This is a genomic window from Aeromonas enteropelogenes, from assembly GCF_000819845.1.
Classification (GTDB): domain Bacteria; phylum Pseudomonadota; class Gammaproteobacteria; order Enterobacterales; family Aeromonadaceae; genus Aeromonas; species Aeromonas enteropelogenes.
The window spans coordinates 275,728-297,231 of record NZ_CDCG01000037.1 but is presented as its reverse complement, the minus strand read 5'-3'; the positions used below and the strand labels follow the sequence as shown (position 1 = coordinate 297,231).

The following is a 21,504-nucleotide window of genomic DNA, read 5'->3' as shown; positions in this document are numbered from 1 at the left end:
TCAATCTTCCCGGGTCACGCGCAGCACCTCTTCCAGGCTGGTCTGCCCCTTGAGCACCTTGTCGATGCCGTCGCGGCGGATGCTGGGGGTGTTATCGCGGATGAGGCGCTCGATGGCCATCTCGCCACTGGCGCCGTGAATGGCCTCGCGCACTGCTTCGTCCACCACAACCAGCTCGTGGATGCCGGTACGGCCGCGATAGCCGGTGTGGTTGCACTGCTCGCAGCCCACCGGATGCCAGATCTGCTGATCGGCGGTCAGTTCGATACCCATGGCGAGACGCTCCTGCTCGGTGACCGGGCGCGGGGCGCGACAATCCGGGCAGAGGGTGCGCACCAGCCGCTGGGCCAGCACCGCCAGCAAGGATGAGGAGAGCAGGAAGGGCTCGATGCCCATGTCCCGCATTCGGGTGATGGCGCCGATGGCGGTGTTAGTGTGCAGGGTCGACATCACCAGGTGACCGGTCAGCGACGCCTGCACCGCGATCTGGGCGGTCTCGAGGTCACGAATTTCCCCCACCATCACCACGTCCGGATCCTGACGCAATATGGCGCGCAGGCCGCGGGCGAAGGTCATGTCCACCTTGCTGTTGACCTGGGTCTGGCCGACCCCTTCCAGGTCATATTCGATGGGGTCTTCCACCGTGAGGATGTTGCGATCCCGCGAGTTGATCTCGGAGAGCGCCGCATACAGGGTGGTGGACTTGCCCGAGCCGGTCGGGCCGGTCACCAGGATAATGCCGTGGGGCTTTCTGATAAGCTCGCTGATGATGGTGCGGTTGCGTTGGGTCATGCCAAGCTGCTTGAGCTCGAGGCGGATGGTGTTTTTGTCGAGCAGACGCAATACCACCCGCTCGCCGTAGCTTGACGGCATGGTGGAGACCCGCACGTCGACGGCGCGCCCGCCAATGCGCAGGGAGATGCGGCCATCTTGGGGCACCCGCTTCTCGGCAATGTCCATGCGCGACATCACCTTGATGCGCGATACCAGCAAGGAGGCGAGCTTGCGATGGGGGCGCAGGATCTCCCGCAGCACCCCATCGATGCGAAAACGAATGACCAGGGCGCGCTCGAAGGTCTCGATATGGATGTCCGATGCCTCCTCTTTGATCGCCTCGCTCAGCATGGCGTTGATGAGGCGGATGATGGGTGCATCGTCGTCGGCGTCCAGCAGATCTTCGCTTTGGGGCAGCTCTTCGGCGAGGGTGAAAAAGTCCATCTCGTTGCCGAGATCTTCCATCAGCTGGCGTGCCTCGGAGGAGTCGCGCTGGTAGTGGGCCATCAGCAACTCTTCGAAGGCGTCGCCATCGAGCATCTCCACCGCGAAGGGGACGCCGGCGACCCGGCGCACTTCGAGCAGGGCCTGCGGCGTGACCCCCTGACGGCACAGCAGCAGGGGGGCGCCATCACGCTCGGTCAGGATCACCCCGAAGTTGCGGGCAAACGCAAAGGGCAGCTCGGGCAGTGGCGGCGGCAGTTCGCTGTCGTCCAGCTGGTAGGCGCTCATCAGGGCTTGCTCTGCACAAAGGGAGTGGTGCTCTCGACCGTGCTTTGCTGACGAAGTTGCATCTGCTGGAGCTGCTTTTTCACCTCGGGGGAGACCATCACATCCTGACCGTATTCCGGCAGCACCTGGCGCTTGGGCGAGGTGAGGTAGGCATCCTGAGCGGCGGCTTCCAGCTGCTCGGCGCGGAACAGGGAGTACTTGTTGTTGGAGATGCCGGAGTAGACATTGGCATCACGCAGTATGGTTGGCCGGATAAAGACCATCAGGTTGCGCTTGGAGGTTGAGCTGGAGGTGGAACGGAACAGGTAGCCCAGTACAGGGATATCTCCCAGCAGGGGCACTTTCGAGACGCTCTCACTGGTTTTTTCGTCCATCAGGCCGCCCAGCACCACTGTCTCACCGCTTTTCACCAGCACGGCGTTTTTCACGGTACGGGTATCGAATGTAGGACCCAAGGTGGAAGTGCCTTCGGCTGGTTTGGTTGCCACGCTGGAGACCTCCTGCTCTATGCTGAGCAGCACCGAGTCCCCCTCGTTGATCTGGGGAGTGACCACCAGCTTGGTGCCCACCGTCTTGCGCTCTATGGTGTTGAAGATGTTGTCACCCGAGGTGGAGCTTTGCGAACCGGTCTGGACCGGCACCTCCTGACCCACGTTGAACGACGCCTCCTTGTTGTCCATGGTGACTATGCTCGGGGTGGAGAGGATATCGTTCTTGGTATTGGAGGCTATTGCTGTGGCCAGCATGCTCCAGTCGCCATGGTAGAAACCGGCAGCCATACCTGTGATGTTCTTCATTAGCGCAGCGCTGAGCTCTGGTTTACCCAGATCAAGCGCCTTGTCGGCAGCCACCTTGCTAGTGATCGGCACGTTGGTGCCGGGGAACTGCACCGTACCGTAGTCGGCGTGGTTCCACTGCACACCGAGATCGAGGCCGTCACCATCGGCCATCTCGACGATGATGGCTTCGACCAGCACCTGGGCACGGCGGATATCGAGCTTGGCGATCACCTGCTCGAGCTCCGCCATCACGTCAGGCTGGGCGGTGATGACCAGGGCATTGGTGGTCTCGTCGGCGGAGATGGCAAGCTTGCCACCGCCGATGCTGGCGCCCCCCGTGGTGGCCGCCGTGCCCCCCTTCTTGTCGGCCTCGATGCTGGAGCTGACCCCCTTGAGCACCTCGACCATATCCTTGGCCTTGCCATATTTGAGGTAGAAGACCCGGGTGTTGCCCTGGCTCTGGAGATCCCGATCAAGCTGGCGCACCATCTGGATGATGCGGGCGCGCGCCTTGGGTTCGCCGCTGACCACCACCGAGTTGGTGCGCTCGTCGGCCACCACCTTGGGGCTCAGCAGCAGGCTGGCGGTGCTTCCCTGGGGGTTGCCATCCTTGTTGAGGTTGGTCACCAGGCGCACCATTTCGCCGGCAGAGGCGTATTTCAGCTTGATGATGTCGACTTCCTGATCCCCGGCGCGGTCAACCCGGTTGACCACTTCCACCAAGCGATTGACCACGGCGGCGCGACCTGTGATGAGCAGCACGTTGGACGGGTCGTAGTGGACCACGTTGCCACCGCCTGCATTGTCGTTGAGCTGACGCAGCAGGGGGGCGAGTTCGCGCACCGAGACGTTGCGCACCGGCACCACTCGGGTCACCATTTCGTCGCCGGAGCCCGGGTTGCTGCCATCCACCACCGGAATGGCGGAGGTCTTGGCATCCCGTGAGCGCAGCACCTTGAGCACGCCGTTGTCCATGGGAACCACGGCAAAGCCGTAGACGTCGAGCACGCTCAGGAAGAACTGGTAGTACTGATCCTCGTTGAGCAGGTCATAGCTGCGCACGTTGATCTTGCCCCGCACCGACGGCTCTATGATGACGGTCCGGTTGAGGTTCTTGCTCACCGTGTTGATGAACTCTTCGATTTCGACGTTTTTGAAACTGGCCGCGTATTCGGTGGCCCAGGCACTGCCTGCCATCATCAGTGCCGCGGCCATGGTAGCCAGACGCCAGCCTTTCCCTTTAGTGCTCATTCTTGGTACGACTCCAAAATCATTATTCTGCCAGGCTCACATAGACGTCGAGCTGTTCGCCCTGACGCTCTATGGTTACCGTCATTTCCGTGGCGCCAGCCATCTGTTGCATCGCCTGCATGGCTTGCATGTTGTCTCGTAAATCCAGCCCGTTGATGGCGATGGCCAGATCATTGGCCTGCAGTCCGCTCTGGTTGAAGAGGGCCGGATTGCTGCCCGGATTGAGGCGATAGCCCGTCATCCGGCCATCCACCTGCACCGGTGAAACATTGAGGTAATCAGTGATCTTGCCCGGGTTGGCCATCAGCTCCTGGCGCAGGTCGGTGAGGGTATTGCCCGGTTTCTCCGGGGTCGGCAGCGGCTTGCCGTACTCTTCCCCGTCCAGCATCAGGGTCTCGTCACGGCCGTTGTGGGCGATGATGACCCGATCGGCAAAGATCTGGCGGATCTTGGCCTGGGTGCCGTCGATCATATCCCCGACCCCGTAGGAGTTCTGGCGCCCGGAGATGGCGATGATGGCGATCGATCTGGCCGGATCCGAGCTAGCCAGCACGCCGTTGAGCTGGGCATTGAGTTGGGTGCGGGGGGCATTGGCGGCCACGGCAGTGTTGTCCTGCGCCCTGGGCAGGGGCTTGCCAAAGAGGGCCAGCCGGCTGATGTCATCGAGCTCGATGCGCGGGCTGTCCGGGGTGGTAGTGGCGACCATGGCCGGTTGCCAGGGTTCGCTCTGCTGGGGGCTTGCCAGGGTGAGCAGACGCCAGGTCAGGCTGGCACTCTGCTGGGCCAGCATGAGCAGCAGCACCAGGAATACCAGCTGGGCAATCCTGGTCATGGGGAGGCGCCGGCACTGGACCAGCAGCCTGGTAAACATGTCGTCCCTGAATCGTAGCGTCATATTAATCAATCACTTCCAGGTTCCGGTGTGGTTGCGTATTGTGAACGGCCCGTTTGCATGACACAACAGGCATATGCATACAGGTGAGTATTTAATCATTTCGTCGCAAGGAGACACGGCGCCACTTGTACGCCAGGCGTCAGGGGTTGTCAGTTGTGACCCGTTTGGCATCCTCTTCATATCACAGCCCCGCGACCCGGGGTGAACGGTTTGCTTCATCACTCTGCTAACCATGCCAGTCCTGCAGTGCCTTGAGGGTGACGCTCTGCCCGCCCACATCCAGCACTATGTACTCCTGCGCGATGGCGACGAGGCGTACGCCGGGCGCCAGGTCACTTCCCTCCCGGTATTCACGGCCATTGAGCAACACGGTGCGTTTGGCCGGATTGGAGGAGAAGACATGGGAGCCGTACATCAGCGGCGGCACCTGCTGGCGCACCGCGGGCGGCGCCGCATTCAGGCTCATCAGCTGGCTCGGGGCGACCGCTGGCCCGCTGGCCCGGGGTTCCTGCAACGGTGTCTCATTGAGGGCGCGCAGCAACTGTTCGGCCAGACTCGGGGCCGGGTTGCCATTTTTAGCCACCGCCCTGGGTTGCTGCACCACGGGCTCCGGCAGGGGAGGCGGCAGCGGGCGGGTTATCATCGCCTTGGGCTCGACTCGCACGAAGGGGGGCCTGACCACTTCCTTTACCTCGACCTTCTCCTCGATGGGGCGATTGTGCAGTAGGTGCCAGCCATAGTTGGCGCCGGCGCCCAGCAGCAGGGCCAGCGGCGCGAGCAGCCAGCCGATGCGGCGAGGGTGACGCTCCTCCTCCCGGGGTAGCGGCAGCCCCATGGCGGGGATATGGGCCGGGATGGCCGGTTGTTCGGCGCGGCGCAGCGCCTTGAGCAGGGTAGACATCAGGAGGCCTCCTCCAGTCTGGGCATGGGCTCGCCGGAGAGGGCGTTGAGACGCAGTATGGTATTGCTGCCGGCGATGCCGTCTGGGGTCAGCCCCTGATCCCGCTGGAACTGCTGCAGTTTTTGCTTGAGCTCGCCATCGAAGCGGCGCACCTTGCGTTCCGGTTGTTGCAGGGCGCGGCTCAGGGCATTGTCGAGCCACTGGAGCTGGGATTGGCCGGCGTTGCTGCTGATGAGGCCCACGCCCCCTTTGGGCATGCGCCACAAGAGGGTGTAGCTGCCGCCCCAGTTATCCTGGAGCCATTGGCGCTCTACTTCCCAGCTCTGATCGCCGATCATCAGGCTGGCCTGCTTGGGACCCAGGGTCACCAGGGTGGCGTAGTAGATCCCGCCGGTCTCGTCGGTCAGGGTGATCATGGCGGGGTGCTGCAGGGCGCGCAGCTCCTCGAGGCTTGCTTCCCCCTCCTGGCAGCGCAGGCCGGCACGGGGGGCATTGGCACAGGTGGCGTCGTCCAGTTCGGGTTCATATCCCCATACCCGGTAGAGATTCTGCATAGCGCCGTCGGGATCGAGCGCCTGGTTGATCGCCTCGGTCAGCTGCTCCTGCTGCTCGGCGGTCTCGTCTATGGTGACCGGCACCTCGACCTTGACCACGGGGCGCTCGGGAAAAACGCCGAAAAATTGCCAGCCCCACCAGCCGGCAGCCACCAGCAGGGCGCCGGCCAGGGTCACGGTCAGCCCCGAGAGCCAGCTCCCTTCGTCCCGCACGCCGGTCACCTCGAAGGCCGCCTGGCTGATGTCGGCAGGGGCGACTTTGTAGCTGGCGCGGGCGAAGGCGGCGATCAGGGCGCGATCGCAGATGAGGTTGATGAGGCGGGGCACGCCGCCGCTCAGGCGATGCAGGGTCTGGATCGCACCCGGGGTAAAGATGGGCTGCACGCAACCGGCCACCTGCAGGCGGAACCTGACATAGGCATCCACGTCAGTGGCGGAGAGCGGCAACAGGTGGTAACGGGCGGTGATGCGCTGGGCCAGCTGGCGCAGCAGGGGCTGACGCAGCATCTGCTGCAGCTCCGGCTGGCCTATCAACACCACCTGCAACAGCTTCTTGTCGTCGGTTTCGAGGTTGGTCAGCAGGCGTAGTTGCTCCAGCACACCGGGCAGCAGGTGCTGCGCCTCGTCCACCAGTACCACGCTGCGTTTGCCCGCCGCCAGGTTGGCCAGCAGGTGATCGCGAATGAGGTCGAACAACGCCTTGATCCCGGCCTCTGCCCCATAGGCAAGCTGGAACTCGTCGCAGATGGCGGCCAGCAGATCCCGTTCGGTCAGGGAGGGGTTGAGGATGTAGGCGATCTCGGTCTCCTCCGGCAGCTGTTGCAACAGGCAGCGGGAGACTGTGGTCTTGCCGGTACCCACCTCGCCGGTCAGCAGCACGAAGCCGCCCCCATCCTGCAATCCGTAGGTGAGGTGAGCCAGGGCTTCGCCGTGGCGTTCACTCATATAGAGGTACTTTGGATTGGGGGAAATGGAGAACGGAGGTTCCGAGAGGCCGAAGAACTGTGTGTACATGGGTATTCTTTTGTGACCGGCGGCAGGTGATAAAGATTCAGGGATGATAACAAACCTGGCTCTGATTGGCAGTCATGATTGGCTCCTTTGGCCCCATATCGTCACTTTTATATCGCCTTGTGATCCAGGTTCCATAATTCTCGGGACCAAATGGCCAAAAAATGACACATTATTTAAAAATAATATATTTATCAGCTGGTTGTGTGTGAGTGAGGAAAACGTTAGCGCGCCTCTGAGGGCCATCAACCGCAGTGAATGAAGGGGATTATGGCGGCTGCGAAAGGGGAATGATGCCGGAGGGGGAGGGCCGCCATGTTGGCGGCCCCTTTGTCAGTGGCTGTCCTGAAAGCGGGCGGCAATCTGCTGGAAATTTGCCTCACAGGCGAGGAAGGCATCGACGATGGCAGGATCGAAATGGCTGCCGCGGCCCCGGACTATGATCGCCTTCGCCTCCTCATGGCTGAAGGCGGGCTTGTAGACCCGCTTCGAGATGAGGGCGTCGTAGACATCCGCCACCGCCATCAGTCGGCCGGAGAGGGGGATCGCCTCGCCGACCAGGCCGCTCGGATAACCGCTGCCATCCCACTTCTCGTGATGGGTGAGGGCAATTTCCCGCGCCAGGTGCAGGAAGGAGTTGGAGCCGAGCTGGGCCTCGGCGCTCGCCAGGGCATCGGCGCCTATCTGGGGGTGGCGCTTCATGATGGCGAACTCCTCGTCGGTGAGCTTGCCCGGTTTGAGCAGGATGGCATCGGGAATGCCCACCTTGCCCACATCGTGCAGGGGGGCCGACTTGAACAGCAGATCGATGGTGGCGTCGTCCAGCGGGTAGCGGGCCCGTTCGTGACGGCTCAGGTATTCGGCCAGCACCTTGACGTAGTGCTGGGTACGGATGATATGTGCGCCGGTCTCGTTGTCCCGGGTCTCCGCCAGGGAGGCGAGCCCCAGGATGGCCACATCCCGGGTCAGGTGCAGCTCGTCATGGCGCGCTTTCAGCTCCCCGATCATCTGATTGGTGCTGGCGGCAATCAGACCGAACTCATCATCCCGGATAACCGGCACCCGGGCATTGAGATCGCCGCACTGCACCCTGGCCATGGTGCGGGTCTGGTGCATCAGGGTCAGGGAGAGGTTGCGGCCATAGCCGTGAATGATCAGGGAGAGATAGCCGAAAGTCACCGCCATCACGAAGGCGATTTCCAGCAGTATGTAGTGCTGGGCTGCGAGGTGCGGCAAGGTCTCCCCGACCGTGATCAGCCACTCCAGATCCTTGTTGAACAGCAGGAAGAAGACGGCTCCCAACAGGGTCAGGGTCGCCAGGGCAAACAGGGAGAGCTTGCGCGAAACCGGCATCGCCAGCGGATGGCTCAGGGCAAAGGAGCCCTGCTGTTCCCGCTGTTTGGCACTGAGCCAGTCCCGGGCCAGGGTCAGGTCCGCCGCCACCAGAAAGCCCAGGGTCGTCATGCCCAGCAGGATCTTGAGATGACTCTCCAGCGGGAAGGTGTGCACCAGGGCATTGTAGGTGGAGATCATCAGGGCGCCCAGCAGGAAGAAGCCGACCTCGAGCCCGAAACCGCCCAGCCCCCGGGCGGTGAGGCGGCTGCGTGGCAGCAGCCAGTTGCGCATGACGAACATGAAGGTGAAGGCCACCAGGGTGGGCATAACCAGCTGGGGCAGGGTCAGGCTCTCGAGAAACGGGCAGACCTGCAGCCCGTAGAGACAAAAGAGTGACAGTGTCACGCCGTAGTGAAGGGCACAGCGCCCCGTGATCTTCTGCATAATGTCGCCCAAACAACGGATGATTGTTATGAGGGGCCAGGCCCCTTTTTACAGGCGCCGCAGCAGCAGGCTGCCGATGGAATAACCGGCTCCGAATGAGCAAAGCACACCGCAGGCCCCCGAAGGAAGGTCGCGATTGTACAGATGGAACGCGATAATGGAACCCGCAGAGCTGGTATTGCCGTAACTGTCGAGGATCACCGGGGCCTCCTGCTGGCTGGCATCGTGCCCCAGCAGCTTGCGGGCGATGAACTGGTTCATGGTGAGGTTGGCCTGATGAAGCCAGAGCCGGTTCAAGGCATCCGCCCTCCAACCCTGCTCGTCCAGCTGGTCGGCGATCAGGTCGCACACCATGGGCAGCACCTCCTTGAACACCTTGCGCCCCTGCTGGCGAAACAGCTTGTCATCGCCGTAGCGGGTGCGCGGGCTCAGCCGGTTTAAAAAGCCGAAGTTGTTGCGGATGTTGTTGGAGTACTGGGTCATCAGCTTGCTGGCCACCAGTTGCCAGGGGTTGGTCACCTTGCAATCGGTCTCCCGTTCCAGCAGCACGGCGGTGCAGGCGTCGCCGAAGATAAAGTGGCTGTCCCGATCGCGAAAGTTGAGGTGGCCCGAGCAGATCTCCGGGTTGACCACCAGCGCCAGTTTGGCTGTGCCTGCCGTCAGCATGTCCGCCGCCGTCTTGATGCCGAAGGTGGCGGAGGAGCAGGCCACGTTCATGTCAAAGGCCATGCCGCTCGCCCCCAGATAGTGTTGCAGCTCGATGGCGAGGGCCGGATAGGGGCGCGGCATATTGGAGGCAGCCACTATCACCAGATCTATCTCCCCCGGCTCGCGACCGGCGGCGATCAGCGCCTGCTCGGCGGCAGCCACCGCCATCTCCACCATGATGGAGGGCTTGTCATCGGGGCGCTCCGCCATCAATGGCTGCATGATGTCGGGATCCAGCACACCTTCCTTGCTCACCAGATAACGGCTCTTGATGCCGGAGGCCTTCTCGATGAATTCGCAGCTAGAATGCTGCCTGGCCGGCAGCTGGCCCGCATCGATGGCGGAGGCATTCTCCTCGTTGTAGAGATCCACATACTGGTTGAAGGCTGCCACCAGCTCTTCATTGCTGACGGCAAAGGGTGGGGTATAGAGGCCTGAGCCACTGATCACGATAGGGGTCATCTTTGCTCCTCGCCGGGTGCACTCCCGGCTTGTTGTCCGTTCGAGTAGAGAGGTTCATTACAGCTGGTCGATAGCTTGGGTGAGACCGGCCAGGGTCAGCGGGTGCATGCGCCCGCCGAGCAATTCGTTCATCAGCTTGATGGAGGGGTGCCAGAGCCACTCCCGGCGCGGTGTGGGGTTGATCCACACCAGCTTGGGGAAGTGCTGCTGCAGCCGGGCGAGCCACACCTGGCCGGGCTCCTCGTTCCAATACTCGACGCTGCCGCCGGGCCAGGTTATCTCGTAGGGGCCCATGGTGGCATCCCCCACCAGGATCACCCGGTAGTCGCTGCCATAGGTGCGCAGCAGCCGCAGGGTGTCGAAGCGCTCCTCGTGCCTGCGCGCGTTGTCTCGCCAGACAAAGTCGTAGAGACAGTTGTGAAAGTAGAAGTACTCCAGGTGCTTGAACTCGTGGCGCAGGGCGGAAAAGAGCCGTTGCACCTCGACCACGTGGGCATCCATGGAGCCCCCCACGTCGAAAAAGACCAAGAGCTTGACCCCGTTGTGACGCTCGGGGCGCAGCTTCACATCGAGCCAGCCTTGCCTGGCCGTGCTCTGGATGGTGTCGTCAAGATCCAGCTCGTCGGGGCTGCCCTGGCGCACCCAGCGCCTGAGTTTGCGCAGCGCCAGTTGGATGGCCCGCTGGCCCAAAGGCGAGTCGTCGCTGAAGTTGCGATAGTGACGCGCCTCCCACACCTTGACCGCCCGGCCGTGCTGTCCCTCTCCCCCCATGCGGATCCCTTCGGGGTGAAAACCGCCGTGGCCAAACGGGCTGCTGCCGCCGGTGCCGACCCACTTGTTGCCGCCGGCGTGACGCTCTTTCTGCTCCGCCAGGCGCTGGTTGAGGGTCTCCAGCAGCTGGTCGAGTCCGCCGAGGGACTTGAGCAACGCCTTCTCCTCGGGGCTCAGCAGCCGTTCGAACTCCTTGCGCAGCCAATCGTCGGGTAGCGCTTCGGGCAACAGGGGGGTGGCCTGCAGGCCGTCGTAGTATTCGGCGAAGGCGCGATCGAAGCGATCGAAATGGGCCTCGTCTTTCACCAGCAGGGTGCGGGCAAGCAGATAGAAGTCATCCATATCGACGCTGGCCAGGCGAGCCCCCAGGGCAGCGTGCAGGTCAAGCAGTTCACGCAGGTTGCAGGGAAGCTTGTGGCGGCGCAGGTGGGTAAAAAAATCGATCAGCATCTAGCTACCACGGCGGGCCAGAAAGGCGAGCTTCTCAAAGAGATGCAGATCCTGCTCTGTCTTGAGCAGGGCGCCGTAGAGAGCGGGCACCAGCTTGCCGGGCTCGTGGGTGCGCATCGCCTCCGGGGCGATATCGTCGGCCAAGAGCAGCCGGATCCAGTCCAGCAGCTCCGAGGTGGAGGGTTTCTTGCGCAGTCCTTCCACATCCCGCAGCTCGAAGAAGAGCGCCATGGCCTCTTCCAGCAACGCATCTTTCAACTTCGGATAGTGCAGCCTGACGATGGCCTGCATCTCGGCCTTGTCGGGGAAGCGGATGTAGTGAAAGAAGCAGCGGCGCAGGAAGGCATCCGGCAGCTCTTTTTCGTTGTTGGAGGTGATGATGACCACGGGGCGCTGGCGGGCCTTGACGCGCTCGCCGGTCTCATAGACGTCGAACTCCATGCGATCCAGCTCCAGCAGCAGATCGTTGGGAAACTCGATGTCTGCCTTGTCGATCTCGTCGATGAGCAGCACGGGGCGCTGGTCGGCGGTAAAGGCCTGCCACAGCTTGCCGCGGCGAATGTAGTGGTCGATGTTGGCGACGTTCGGATCGCCGAGCTGGGAGTCCCGCAGCCGGGCCACCGCATCGTATTCGTAGAGCCCCTGCTGGGCCTTGGTGGTGGACTTGATATGCCAGGCGATAAGTTCAGTGTCCAGATGGTCGGCGACCGCCTCGGCCAGCACCGTCTTGCCGGTGCCCGGCTCGCCTTTGATGAGCAGCGGCTTCTCCAGCACGATGGCGGCATTGACCGCCATGCTCAGTGCATCAGAGGCAAGATAGTGGCTGCTTCCTGAAAATCCCATAGCGTCCGATCCTTTGACGAGGGGAGGCCCGTGGTGATGGCGGGACTCAGTGAGAGAATAAGCTCTATATGTTGTAATAACATATTGTTATAACGATTCGTCACTTCTCATTCAGAAACCACAGGGTAATCTTGTTTCATCGCCTTAACAAACACAGGGATAGCACCATGAGCAAAATTTTCGAGGACAACAGCCAGACCATAGGCAACACCCCGCTGGTTCGTCTCAACCGTGTTACCAAGGGCCGCGTGCTGGCCAAGATAGAGAGTCGCAACCCGAGCTTCAGCGTCAAGTGCCGGATCGGCGCCAATCTCATCTGGGATGCCGAGAAGCGCGGCGTGCTGACCAAGGGCAAGGAGATCATCGAGCCCACCAGCGGCAACACGGGTATTGCTCTGGCCTTTGTGGCCGCTGCTCGTGGCTATCCCATCACCCTGACCATGCCGGCCACCATGAGCCTGGAGCGTCGCAAGCTGCTCAAGGCACTCGGTGCCAACCTGGTACTGACCGAGGGGCCGCTCGGCATGAAGGGTGCCATCGCCAAGGCCAACGAGATCCTCGAATCCGAGCCGGGCAAATATGTCCTGTTGCAGCAATTCGAAAACCCGGCCAACCCGGAAATCCATGAAAAAACCACTGGCCCCGAGATCTGGGACGCCACCGATGGTGAGGTGGACGTGTTCGTGGCCGGCGTCGGTACCGGCGGTACCATCACGGGTGTCTCCCGCTATCTGAAACAGACCAAAGGCAAGGCCGTGGTCTCCGTGGCCGTCGAGCCGGCCGAATCTCCCGTCATCAGCCAGAAACTGGCGGGGGAAGAGATCAAACCGGGCCCCCACAAGATCCAGGGCATCGGCGCCGGCTTCATCCCGGGCAACCTGGACCTGACCCTGCTGGACCGAGTCGAGCAGGTGACCAGCGACGAGGCCATCGAGATGGCGCGCCGTCTGATGGAAGAGGAGGGCATCCTGGCCGGGATAAGCTCGGGCGCCGCCGTGGTCGCAGCCAGTCGTCTGGCCGAGCTGCCGGAGTTTGAAGGCAAGACCATCGTCGTCATCCTGCCGAGCGCGGCGGAGCGTTACCTCTCCAGCGCCCTGTTTGCCGGGGTGTTCACCGAGCAGGAACTGCAGCAGTAAATGTACGGATCTTTTCAAAACAACGGCGCTCCTCGGAGCGCCGTTTTGTTATGGACTAGACTCAGCACTTGGCCGTGACGCGAGGGAGCGTCACTCGACCCTTATTTTTTGGGGTAAAATAACAAGCGTTGCCGCGACAAAAAAAGCAGACATTCTGTGATAAATCTCATATCCTGTGCGGCGTCACGCGGTTTTTGATGGCTAGGTATCACAAAGTAACAAAGTGTTATTTTTCGTTATAAATTAATTTCAGGCCAGTCCTGATGCGGCTTTCAGCCGGATAACGGAAAAACACCGGCCAACAAACCGATTACTGCACAGAAACTTGACCTGGATTAAACCATTGCGGGTCTGCTTTCGTTACTTTACAACATATCCATACTGACACGGTGGGGCGAATCGTTTGATAAACGCTCAATCCATCAAAAAATATCAATAATATGGGGTGAAACCATGTACGAGAAGTCTGTTGTTATTACTGCTGAAAACGGCCTGCACACCCGTCCGGCAGCTCAGTTCGTGAAAGAAGCCAAAGAATTCCAAAGCGAGATCACTGTGGTCTCCGGTGGCAAGTCCGCCAGCGCCAAGAGCCTGTTCAAGCTGCAGACCCTGGGCCTGACCAAAGGCACTAACGTGACCATCCAAGCCGAAGGTCCGGATGCTCAGCAAGCCGTTGAGAAGCTGGTTGCCCTGATGGACGAGCTGGAGTAATCCAGCTTTATTCCTCCCCCACAGTCGTTTTAATAGGAAGGATTATGATATCTGGCATTCTTGCGTCCCCCGGTATCGCATTCGGTAAGGCGCTTCTTCTGAAAGAAGATGAGATCGTTATCAATCAAGGCAAGATTTCCGCCGATCAGATTGATGCCGAGATCAACCGTTTCCTCGAAGCTCGCACCAAGTCAGCTGCCCAGCTGGAAGCCATCAAAGAGATGGCCGGTCGTACCTTCGGTGAGGAAAAAGAGGCCATCTTCGAAGGTCACATCATGCTGCTCGAAGATGAGGAGCTGGAAGGGGATATCAAATCCTTCATCAAAGACAACAAGGCTTCCGCCGACAAGGCGATTTACGAGGTTATCGAACAGTACGCCAAGATGATGGCCGAGCTGGACGACCCCTACCTGCGTGAGCGCGCCACCGATTTCCGTGACATCGGCACCCGTCTGGTCAAGAACGTACTGGGCATCGCCGTTGTCAACCTGAGCACCATCGACGAAGAGGTTATCCTGGTCGCCAAAGACCTGACCCCGTCCGAAACCGCTCAAATCAACCTGAAGTACGTGCTGGGCTTTGTCACCGACATCGGTGGCCGTACCTCCCACACCTCCATCATGGCCCGCTCCCTAGAGCTGCCGGCCATCGTGGGTACCAACGACATCACCGAGCGCGTCAAGAATGGTGACGTGCTGGTGCTGGATGCGATCAACAACCAGATCGTGATCAACCCGACCGCCGAGCAACTGGCCAAGTTCAAAGAGATCCAGGCCCAGTTCCAGGCCGAGAAGGACGAGCTGGCCAAGCTCAAGGATCTGCCTGCCATCACGCTGGATGGTCACCAGGTCGAAGTGTGCGCCAACATCGGTACCGTGAAGGATACCGAGGGTGCCATCCGTAATGGCGCCGAAGGCGTGGGTCTGTACCGTACTGAGTTCCTGTTCATGGATCGCGATGCGCTGCCGACCGAAGACGAGCAGTTCAAAGCCTACAAAGAAGTGGCCGAAGCGATGCCGGATCAGCCGATCATCGTGCGTACCATGGACATCGGCGGCGACAAAGAACTGCCGTACATGAATTTCCCGAAAGAGATGAACCCCTTCCTGGGCTGGCGTGCCGTGCGTATCTTCTTCGATCGCGCCGACATCATGAACGCCCAGCTGCGGGCCATTCTGCGTGCGTCTGCCTTCGGCAAACTGCGCATCATGTTCCCGATGATCATCTCCGTCGAAGAGTTCCGTAGCCTCAAAGCTACCGTAGAGACGCTGAAGGCCGAACTGCGTGCCGAAGGCAAAGCCTTTGATGAAGCCATCGAAGTGGGTATCATGATCGAGACCCCGGCTGCTGCCGTCATGGCTCATCATCTGGCCAAGGAAGTGGATTTCTTCAGTATCGGTACCAACGACCTGACCCAGTACACCCTGGCTGTCGACCGTGGTAACGAGATGATCTCCGCCATGTACAACCCGCTGTCACCCTCCGTCCTGACCCTGATCAAGATGGTTATCGATGCGTCCCACGCCGAAGGCAAGTGGACCGGTATGTGTGGTGAACTGGCTGGTGACGAGCGTGCCACCCTGCTGCTGCTGGGTATGGGTCTGGATGAGTTCTCCATGAGCGCCATCTCTGTACCGCGTATCAAGAAGCTTATCCGCAACACCAACTTCGAAGATGTGAAGGCGATGGCTGACCAAGCACTGAGCTTCGCCACTGCCGCAGAAATCGAAGCCTGTGTAGATAACTTTATTAAGCAGAAGGCAGTCTGCTAAGATCGGCTGCAAACAGCGACAAATCATCTCTAGGAGCTTTACTATGGGTCTGTTTGATAAACTGAAGAAACTGGTTTCCGACGATAGCTCTGATACCGGTGGCATCGAAATCTTTGCTCCGCTGTCAGGCGAAATCGTGCCGATCGAAGATGTGCCCGATGTTGTCTTCGCCGAGAAGATCGTGGGTGACGGTATTGCCATCAAGCCGGCTGGCAACAAGATGGTTGCTCCGTGCGACGGTACCATCGGCAAGATTTTCGAGACCAATCATGCGTTCTCTCTGGAATCCGACTCTGGTATCGAGCTGTTCGTTCATTTCGGTATCGACACCGTTGAGCTGAAAGGTGAAGGTTTCACCCGTATCGCTCAGGAAGGTCAACAGGTCAAGCGTGGCGACACCATCATCGAGTTCGATCTGGCCGTTCTGGAAGCGAAAGCCAAATCTACCCTGACTCCGGTGGTCATCTCCAACATGGACGAGATCAAAGAGCTGGTGAAGATGACTGGTGCCGTTGTTGTGGGCGAGACCCCGGTTATCCGCATCAAGAAATAATGCAGCGCTGGCCTGTGCCAGCCATTGCAGCAAAAAACCGAAGCCTTGTGCTTCGGTTTTTTTATGGCCGCAGCTCTGTGGTGCAGGGCGCTTTCAGCAAAGGAGAAGTGCGTTATTTCATCAGCCAGGTCATGAGTGTGAAACAGGAGGTCGCACTGACAGCTGCTCTACGTTCTACGTGAGCGCTCAGCGGCCTATGGTCTACGGTTGGCAACGGATCATATCCATAAGCGGGTGGAAGGCGTTGGCACCCTGATAGGGTGAGCAGAAGGCTACCAAGGGAGGTAACGCATCTGGCTGGCTCATTGCAGCTATGGGTTGTCCTCTTGTGCAGAACACAGAGAAGGGGTCTTGTCGTGGCCCTCCTCTGCCTTAGCAGGCATAAAAAAGCCGCTCACAGGGTGAGCGGCTTTTGTCATCGGCATGGCCGGCAAGAATTATCAGGCTGGCTGCTGGCCGGGCTCTGCAGGCGGCAGGCTGGAGTGGGACTCCAGCTTCTGCTCCTCTCCCTGCATGTTCTTGATGTAGACATCCATCTGGTTGAAGGCGATCTCGATGCCGTTTTCGCGGAACAGGGCATCGATCTTGCGGTTCAGTTCGTCGATGGCCGGGTTGCGATCCCCCAGTTCGCTCACGAAGAAGCGCAGCTCGTGATCCAGAGTGCTGGCGCCAAAGGTGAGGAAGAAGACGATGGGTTCCGGATCCTTGAGCACCCGGCTGTTCTCCATGGCCGCCTGCATCAGCAGGGTACGGGTCAGCTCGAGATCGGAGCCATAGGCCACCCCGACCCGCACGATGACGCGGGTGATGGTGTCGCTCAGGGACCAGTTGATCAGCCGTTCGGTCATCAACTGCTGGTTGGGGATGATCACCTCCTTGCGGTCGAAGTCGGTCAGGGTGGTAGCACGAATGCGGATCCTGGAGACGGTGCCGGAGAAGCTGCCGATGGTGACGGTGTCACCGATCCGTACCGGACGCTCGAACAGGATGATGATGCCGGAGACGAAGTTGGAGAGGATCTCCTTCATGCCAAAACCGATACCGACTGACAGGCCACCCGCTACCCACTGCAGCTTGTCCCACTGGACGCCCATCATGGAGAGGGCGGTCAGCGAGCCGACCCCGATCAGCACATAGTTGAGCATGGTGGTGATGGCGTAGGCGGTGCCCTGGGCCAGATTCAGCTTGGAGAGTACCAGCACCTCCAGCAGACCCGGCAGGTTGCGGGCCAGCGACCAGGCGCCCCCCAGCAGGAGGAAACCGATCAGCACATCGCTCAGGCTTATCGGGAAGAGCACGGCATTGGCGCCAGTCCCTTCACTGCGATGCCACAGCACCATGCTGTCGAGGTAGGCGAAGACCGCCACCAGATCGGACCAGAGCCAGTAGAAGGCGACGCCAAAGATCAGTAGCAGCACGGTGCGAGTCAGACGCAGGGACTGCTGGCTGACCTCTTCCAGATCCATGGGTTGCTCTTCAATGGATTCTCCCCCTTCCGCATCTTCTTGGGCCTTGTGCTCCCGCTTGGCCACGGCACGGCGGTAGGCCAGGCGGCGGGCCGCCAGCTCGAGGCCACGCAGGGCGGTGCGATAGACCAGGCTCCAGAGGATGAGCATGTAGAAGGATTCGATCAGGCGACCGGTCAGTTTCAATGCCGTGTAGTAGTAGCCCAGACCGACCAGTATGATCAGGGCCACGGGGGCCAGCGCCAGAGCCATGGCGACGATGGACTTCTGCATGCTCGTCTCGCCCTTCATGCGGGCGCGGGAGATGGGGAAGACCAGATAGGCTGTCAGGCCCAGTAGCGCCAGAGTGAGCGCCTGGCCGATCACGTCGTTGCCAAGGGTGGAGGGTTCAACTACCGCCTTGGTCGACAGCATGATGAGGGGCAGCAGCGGCAGCCACAGATAGTGCATGCTGTTGCGCTTGGCCTGCAGCTCGGCTTTCGGTATGCGGAAGTGGCTCTCGGCGATGCCGCCCGGACGCATCACGGAGAGGTAGACGCTGAACACCAGATAACCCAGTGCGAGGTTCAGGGTGATCTGGAAGATAAGCTTGGGCGTGAGCAGACCACAGTAGGTCAGCAGCAGGCCGATGGCGAGGATGAACAGGCTGCCCGGCAGGCGCTCCAGCACGGTATATAAGAGGGCCGCCGGGGTATGCCACTGGCTGTCCTGGCGGAAGCGGCCGAGATCCTTGGCGATCTTCTTCTGGCGCTCGATCAGGGTCGGGCGCTTCCAGATCAGCAGACCGGCGACCAGCATCAGGGGAAGGGAGAGCAGCGAGATGGGCAGCACCATTTCCCCCCAACCCTTCCAGTCAGGTTTCAGCACCCAGTCGGAGGCCTGTTTGAAGGCCTGGGCCGGCCAGCTGATGAACCACTTGCCGTCGATGGGCTTGTTGCTGCTTACCCAGAAGATATGTTGATGCAGGGTAAACTCGACCGAAGCATAGACCCGGCTCAGCTGCTGCTGGGTCAGCTGCAGGCTGATGGCATTGGTGAGCTGGCTGTCGAGCTGGCGGTTGAGCTGATCCAGCAGATTGATGCGGGTATCGAGCAGCTTGGAGAGGCTGGCCCTGTCTTCGGCAGTGACGGGATCAGGGCTCTGGGCGATGAGGTTGTCCAGATACTGGTTCTTCTGGAACAGCTGGTCGCGTTGCTGGCTCAGCTCGAACTGGGCCAGATGCAGGTCGGCAATCTGCTCTTCCAGGTTCTTGACGGCGACGGTCGGTGCCGCCTCCAGCTGCTGGTAGAGCTGATAGAGAATGCGCGAGAGCAGCAGATTGCCCTTGAGCATCTGCACCTGTTCATTGAGGTTGCGTTCGGTCTGGGTGCCGCGCTCCAGCCAGCTCTTGGCCTGCAGATTCTTCTGCACCAGCGAGTTGAGGTTGGTGGTGGCGCTGATTAGTTGCTGGCTGAGCTGGTGGTTGATCTCCTGCTCTCTTTGCACCAGCGGGCTGTCTTCGGTGGCCACCAGCTCGCCGGTCTGCTCGGCGGTTTTCTCGGTGTCACCCAGGCGCTTGGCGCTGCTCTGCTCCTGCAGCAGTTGCAGCTTTTGCTCTTCGCTGGCGAGACGGGCGCTCTGGTAGTCGCGCTGCTTGATCGCGAGATCCTGCATGCTGGTACGGTTGTCCAGCTCCTTCTGCAGATTGGCCAGCTGCAACTCGAGCAGTGCCAGCTCGGTATTGAGCTTCATCTTCTCGGCACTGCTGACACCCTCGCCGGTATTGAGGCGGCTGCGGATCTCCTGGCTGCGCAGGTAGACCCGGCTCATGCTGGTCTGGGCGCGCTCCGGCAGGGTCTGCAGGTTGGTGAGCTGGCTGGCGATGGCACCGAGGGCCTCCTGGGCGTTTTGCATGTTCGCCAGCACATCGGGCTGGCGGCTCTCCAGCTCGTTCAGGCTCATGCTGGCGTATTCGCTCTTGATCTGCTCCGCACTCTTGCCCTCGTTCAGGGCGTTGAGTTTGGCGCCGATGTCGCGGATCTCGGCCGGAAGTGCCCGGATCCGCTGAGCCTGGGCCTTGGCCTTCGCCTCTTCCTTGTCGATGCTGTCGAGCAGGCTGAGGGTGTCGGTCAGAAATTTCTGATCGGCTTGTTGCGAGACGGTGAGGGTCTCGGATTTACCCAGGCTGTCCAGGGCACGCTGGACGCTGGCGCGCTGGGGAACCTCTTGTGCCATGGCCTGCGCAGTGCAGAGGCTGGCGAGTAGACAGAGCAGCGGCAGCAGAGTGGCCGAGGCTCTTTTCAATCGTATTGAGAGCATAAAACTTCCGGGTTATTACTCGATGTACGGGGGATATCCCGCTTAAATTAAAACCGCGTGGATTCTATCATCGGGTTTGTCAGGGAAGCAGGGGGAGGGATAAAAAAAACGGCGCCCGCAGGCGCCGTTTTCAGCAGTTCGGTACGGATTACAGTACGTGAACAGAAGCGGTGTTGGTGGTGCCGCTCGGTACCAGAGCACCGGAAACCATGACAACCACGTCACCCTTCTGACCCATGCCGCTCTCCAGCGCCACTTCTTTACCGATGCGATAGAAATCGTCGGTAGAGGCGATGCTGTCAACCACGTGAGTCATGACACCCTTGGTCAGTACCAGCTGGGCAGCAGTCTTCTTGTTGGTGGTGATGGCCAGGATCCAGGCTTTCGGGAAGTACTTGCGGATGGCCTTGGCGGATTTGCCGCCTTCGGTGGCAACCACGATCAGCGGGGCATCCAGCTTCTCGGTGGTCTCTACCGCGCCCTTGCACACGGCTTCGGTGATGCGCAGCTTGTTGCTGTCGTTGGACGCAGACAGGTTGGACGGCATCACGGCATCGGTGCGCTCGCAGATGGTGGCCATGATGGTCACGGCTTCCAGCGGGTATTTACCCTTGGCGGATTCACCGGACAGCATGACCGCATCGGTACCGTCCAGGATGGCGTTGGCCACGTCGCCGGCTTCGGCGCGGGTCGGACGCGGGTTCTTGATCATGGAGTCCAGCATCTGGGTCGCAGTAATGACCACTTTGCGGGCCTTGTTGCACTTGGCGATGATCATCTTCTGGGCGAAGATCACCTCTTCAACCGGGATCTCTACACCCATGTCGCCACGAGCAACCATGATGCCGTCGGAAACAGCCAGGATGTCGTCGAAGTTGTCCAGGCCTTCCTGGTTTTCGATCTTGGAGATGATCTGGATGTTCTCGCCACCGTGGGCCTTCAGGTGCTCACGGATTTCCAGTACGTCTTCTTTCTTGCGGATGAAAGAAGCAGCAACGAAATCAACGCCCTGCTCGCAACCGAAGATCAGGTCGCGCTTGTCTTTCTCGGCCAGGGCCGGCAGCTTGATGGAGACGCCCGGCAGGTTGACGCCCTTGTTCTCGCCCAGGTCACCGTTGTTCAGCACTTTACAGACAACTTCGCGCTCGGTGATTTCGATGACGTCCAGACCGATCAGGCCGTCGTCAACCAGGATGCGGTTGCCGACGCGCAGGTCGTTGGCGAAACCCGGGTAGGTCACGGCGACCTTGTCCTTGTTGCCAACCACGGTCTGGTCGGTGGTGAAGGTGAAGGTCTGGCCGGCGACCAGGGCGACATCGTTGCCACCTTCCAGCTTCATGGTGCGGATTTCCGGACCCTTGGTGTCCAGCAGGATGGCGGCTTGCTTGCCGGTTTCGGCCATCACGGCACGCAGGTTGCTGATACGGGTACCGTGCTCTTCGTAGTCACCGTGGGAGAAGTTCAGGCGCATGACGTTCATGCCGGCATCCAGCATCTTGGCCAGCATTTCTTTGGATTCGGTCTTGGGACCGATGGTGCAGACGATTTTGGTCTTTTTCATGTCAGTCTTCATGGTTAAGGAGTTTCCGCCGAGCAATATACACCAGTTTTTGGATTCTTTTTATGATCCAGAAACAACGTTTTGACCAGATAACGTT

Annotated in this window: 15 protein-coding genes; 4 read left to right on the top strand and 11 right to left on the bottom strand. The window is 60.4% G+C overall.

Annotation, left to right across the window (positions count from 1 at the left end; translation table 11 throughout):
• The 9 genes from gspE to BN1123_RS14100 all read right to left on the bottom strand — a co-directional run bounded on the left by gspE (position 1) and on the right by BN1123_RS14100 (position 11,910).
• On the bottom strand, positions 1-1,506 hold the full coding sequence (gene gspE / locus BN1123_RS14140) for a type II secretion system ATPase GspE (protein WP_042027734.1): 1,506 nt from the start codon (positions 1,504-1,506) through the stop codon (positions 1-3).
• A complete protein-coding gene (exeD, locus tag BN1123_RS14135; RefSeq protein ID WP_042027731.1) occupies positions 1,506-3,536 on the bottom strand; it encodes a GspD family T2SS secretin variant ExeD in 2,031 nt (676 codons plus the stop codon). Before exeD ends, gspE begins: the two co-directional genes overlap by 1 nt.
• Positions 3,537-3,558: 22 nt before the next feature.
• Positions 3,559-4,431 carry a GspC family type II secretion system variant ExeC gene (gene exeC / locus BN1123_RS14130; protein ID WP_042027729.1) on the bottom strand — a complete coding sequence of 291 codons (873 nt, stop codon included), beginning with the start codon at positions 4,429-4,431 and terminating at the stop codon, positions 3,559-3,561.
• Between the two features lie 226 nt (positions 4,432-4,657).
• Positions 4,658-5,332 carry a GspB family T2SS assembly factor variant ExeB gene (gene exeB / locus BN1123_RS14125; protein WP_042027727.1) on the bottom strand — a complete coding sequence of 225 codons (675 nt, stop codon included), beginning with the start codon at positions 5,330-5,332 and terminating at the stop codon, positions 4,658-4,660.
• Positions 5,332-6,900, bottom strand: a complete 1,569-nt coding sequence (locus BN1123_RS14120; RefSeq protein ID WP_042027725.1) for an ExeA family protein — start codon at positions 6,898-6,900, stop codon at positions 5,332-5,334. Before BN1123_RS14120 ends, exeB begins: the two co-directional genes overlap by 1 nt.
• A 330-nt stretch (positions 6,901-7,230) precedes the next feature.
• A complete protein-coding gene (locus BN1123_RS14115; protein ID WP_042028204.1) occupies positions 7,231-8,676 on the bottom strand; it encodes an HD domain-containing phosphohydrolase in 1,446 nt (481 codons plus the stop codon).
• A gap of 48 nt (positions 8,677-8,724) precedes the next feature.
• Complete coding sequence (locus BN1123_RS14110; protein ID WP_042027723.1) at positions 8,725-9,846, bottom strand: beta-ketoacyl-ACP synthase III; 1,122 nt, start codon at positions 9,844-9,846, stop codon at positions 8,725-8,727.
• Between the two features lie 57 nt (positions 9,847-9,903).
• The gene (locus BN1123_RS14105) at positions 9,904-11,067 is read right to left on the bottom strand and encodes a vWA domain-containing protein (protein WP_042027722.1); all 1,164 of its coding nucleotides are present in this window, start codon (positions 11,065-11,067) and stop codon (positions 9,904-9,906) included.
• Positions 11,068-11,910, bottom strand: coding sequence for an AAA family ATPase (locus BN1123_RS14100; RefSeq protein WP_042027721.1), 843 nt, complete (start codon positions 11,908-11,910; stop codon positions 11,068-11,070).
• Between the two features lie 167 nt (positions 11,911-12,077).
• On the opposite strand from BN1123_RS14100, the gene cysK reads away from it, so the two are divergent.
• The 4 genes from cysK to crr all read left to right on the top strand — a co-directional run bounded on the left by cysK (position 12,078) and on the right by crr (position 16,082).
• A complete protein-coding gene (cysK, locus tag BN1123_RS14095; RefSeq protein ID WP_042027719.1) occupies positions 12,078-13,046 on the top strand; it encodes a cysteine synthase A in 969 nt (322 codons plus the stop codon).
• 453 nt (positions 13,047-13,499) lie between these two features.
• On the top strand, positions 13,500-13,757 hold the full coding sequence (locus tag BN1123_RS14090) for an HPr family phosphocarrier protein (protein ID WP_026457936.1): 258 nt from the start codon (positions 13,500-13,502) through the stop codon (positions 13,755-13,757).
• A gap of 44 nt (positions 13,758-13,801) precedes the next feature.
• A complete protein-coding gene (ptsI, locus tag BN1123_RS14085; RefSeq protein ID WP_042027718.1) occupies positions 13,802-15,529 on the top strand; it encodes a phosphoenolpyruvate-protein phosphotransferase PtsI in 1,728 nt (575 codons plus the stop codon).
• A 43-nt stretch (positions 15,530-15,572) separates the two neighbouring features.
• Positions 15,573-16,082 (top strand): PTS glucose transporter subunit IIA, encoded by a 510-nt coding sequence (crr, locus tag BN1123_RS14080; protein WP_026456550.1) that lies wholly within the window; start codon positions 15,573-15,575, stop codon positions 16,080-16,082.
• 440 nt (positions 16,083-16,522) lie between these two features.
• Here crr and mscK read toward each other — a convergent pair whose 3' ends face one another.
• Both mscK and pykF read right to left on the bottom strand, forming a co-directional pair.
• Positions 16,523-19,846, bottom strand: a complete 3,324-nt coding sequence (mscK, locus tag BN1123_RS14075) for a mechanosensitive channel MscK (protein WP_042027716.1) — start codon at positions 19,844-19,846, stop codon at positions 16,523-16,525.
• Between the two features lie 148 nt (positions 19,847-19,994).
• Positions 19,995-21,407, bottom strand: coding sequence for a pyruvate kinase PykF (gene pykF / locus BN1123_RS14070; protein WP_042027715.1), 1,413 nt, complete (start codon positions 21,405-21,407; stop codon positions 19,995-19,997).
• Positions 21,408-21,504 lie beyond the last annotated feature (97 nt).

What these genes read in the sequence shown, in the direction of transcription:
- gspE (WP_042027734.1), bottom strand. Translation starts at nt 1,506, where the DNA reads ATGAGCGCCTACCAGCTGGACGACAGCGAACTGCCGCCGCCACTGCCC.
- exeD (WP_042027731.1), bottom strand. Translation starts at nt 3,536, where the DNA reads ATGAGCACTAAAGGGAAAGGCTGGCGTCTGGCTACCATGGCCGCGGCA.
- exeC (WP_042027729.1), bottom strand. Translation starts at nt 4,431, where the DNA reads ATGACGCTACGATTCAGGGACGACATGTTTACCAGGCTGCTGGTCCAG.
- exeB (WP_042027727.1), bottom strand. Translation starts at nt 5,332, where the DNA reads ATGTCTACCCTGCTCAAGGCGCTGCGCCGCGCCGAACAACCGGCCATC.
- BN1123_RS14120 (WP_042027725.1), bottom strand. Translation starts at nt 6,900, where the DNA reads ATGTACACACAGTTCTTCGGCCTCTCGGAACCTCCGTTCTCCATTTCC.
- BN1123_RS14115 (WP_042028204.1), bottom strand. Translation starts at nt 8,676, where the DNA reads ATGCAGAAGATCACGGGGCGCTGTGCCCTTCACTACGGCGTGACACTG.
- BN1123_RS14110 (WP_042027723.1), bottom strand. Translation starts at nt 9,846, where the DNA reads ATGACCCCTATCGTGATCAGTGGCTCAGGCCTCTATACCCCACCCTTT.
- BN1123_RS14105 (WP_042027722.1), bottom strand. Translation starts at nt 11,067, where the DNA reads ATGCTGATCGATTTTTTTACCCACCTGCGCCGCCACAAGCTTCCCTGC.
- BN1123_RS14100 (WP_042027721.1), bottom strand. Translation starts at nt 11,910, where the DNA reads ATGGGATTTTCAGGAAGCAGCCACTATCTTGCCTCTGATGCACTGAGC.
- cysK (WP_042027719.1), top strand. Translation starts at nt 12,078, where the DNA reads ATGAGCAAAATTTTCGAGGACAACAGCCAGACCATAGGCAACACCCCG.
- BN1123_RS14090 (WP_026457936.1), top strand. Translation starts at nt 13,500, where the DNA reads ATGTACGAGAAGTCTGTTGTTATTACTGCTGAAAACGGCCTGCACACC.
- ptsI (WP_042027718.1), top strand. Translation starts at nt 13,802, where the DNA reads ATGATATCTGGCATTCTTGCGTCCCCCGGTATCGCATTCGGTAAGGCG.
- crr (WP_026456550.1), top strand. Translation starts at nt 15,573, where the DNA reads ATGGGTCTGTTTGATAAACTGAAGAAACTGGTTTCCGACGATAGCTCT.
- mscK (WP_042027716.1), bottom strand. Translation starts at nt 19,846, where the DNA reads ATGCTCTCAATACGATTGAAAAGAGCCTCGGCCACTCTGCTGCCGCTG.
- pykF (WP_042027715.1), bottom strand. Translation starts at nt 21,407, where the DNA reads ATGAAAAAGACCAAAATCGTCTGCACCATCGGTCCCAAGACCGAATCC.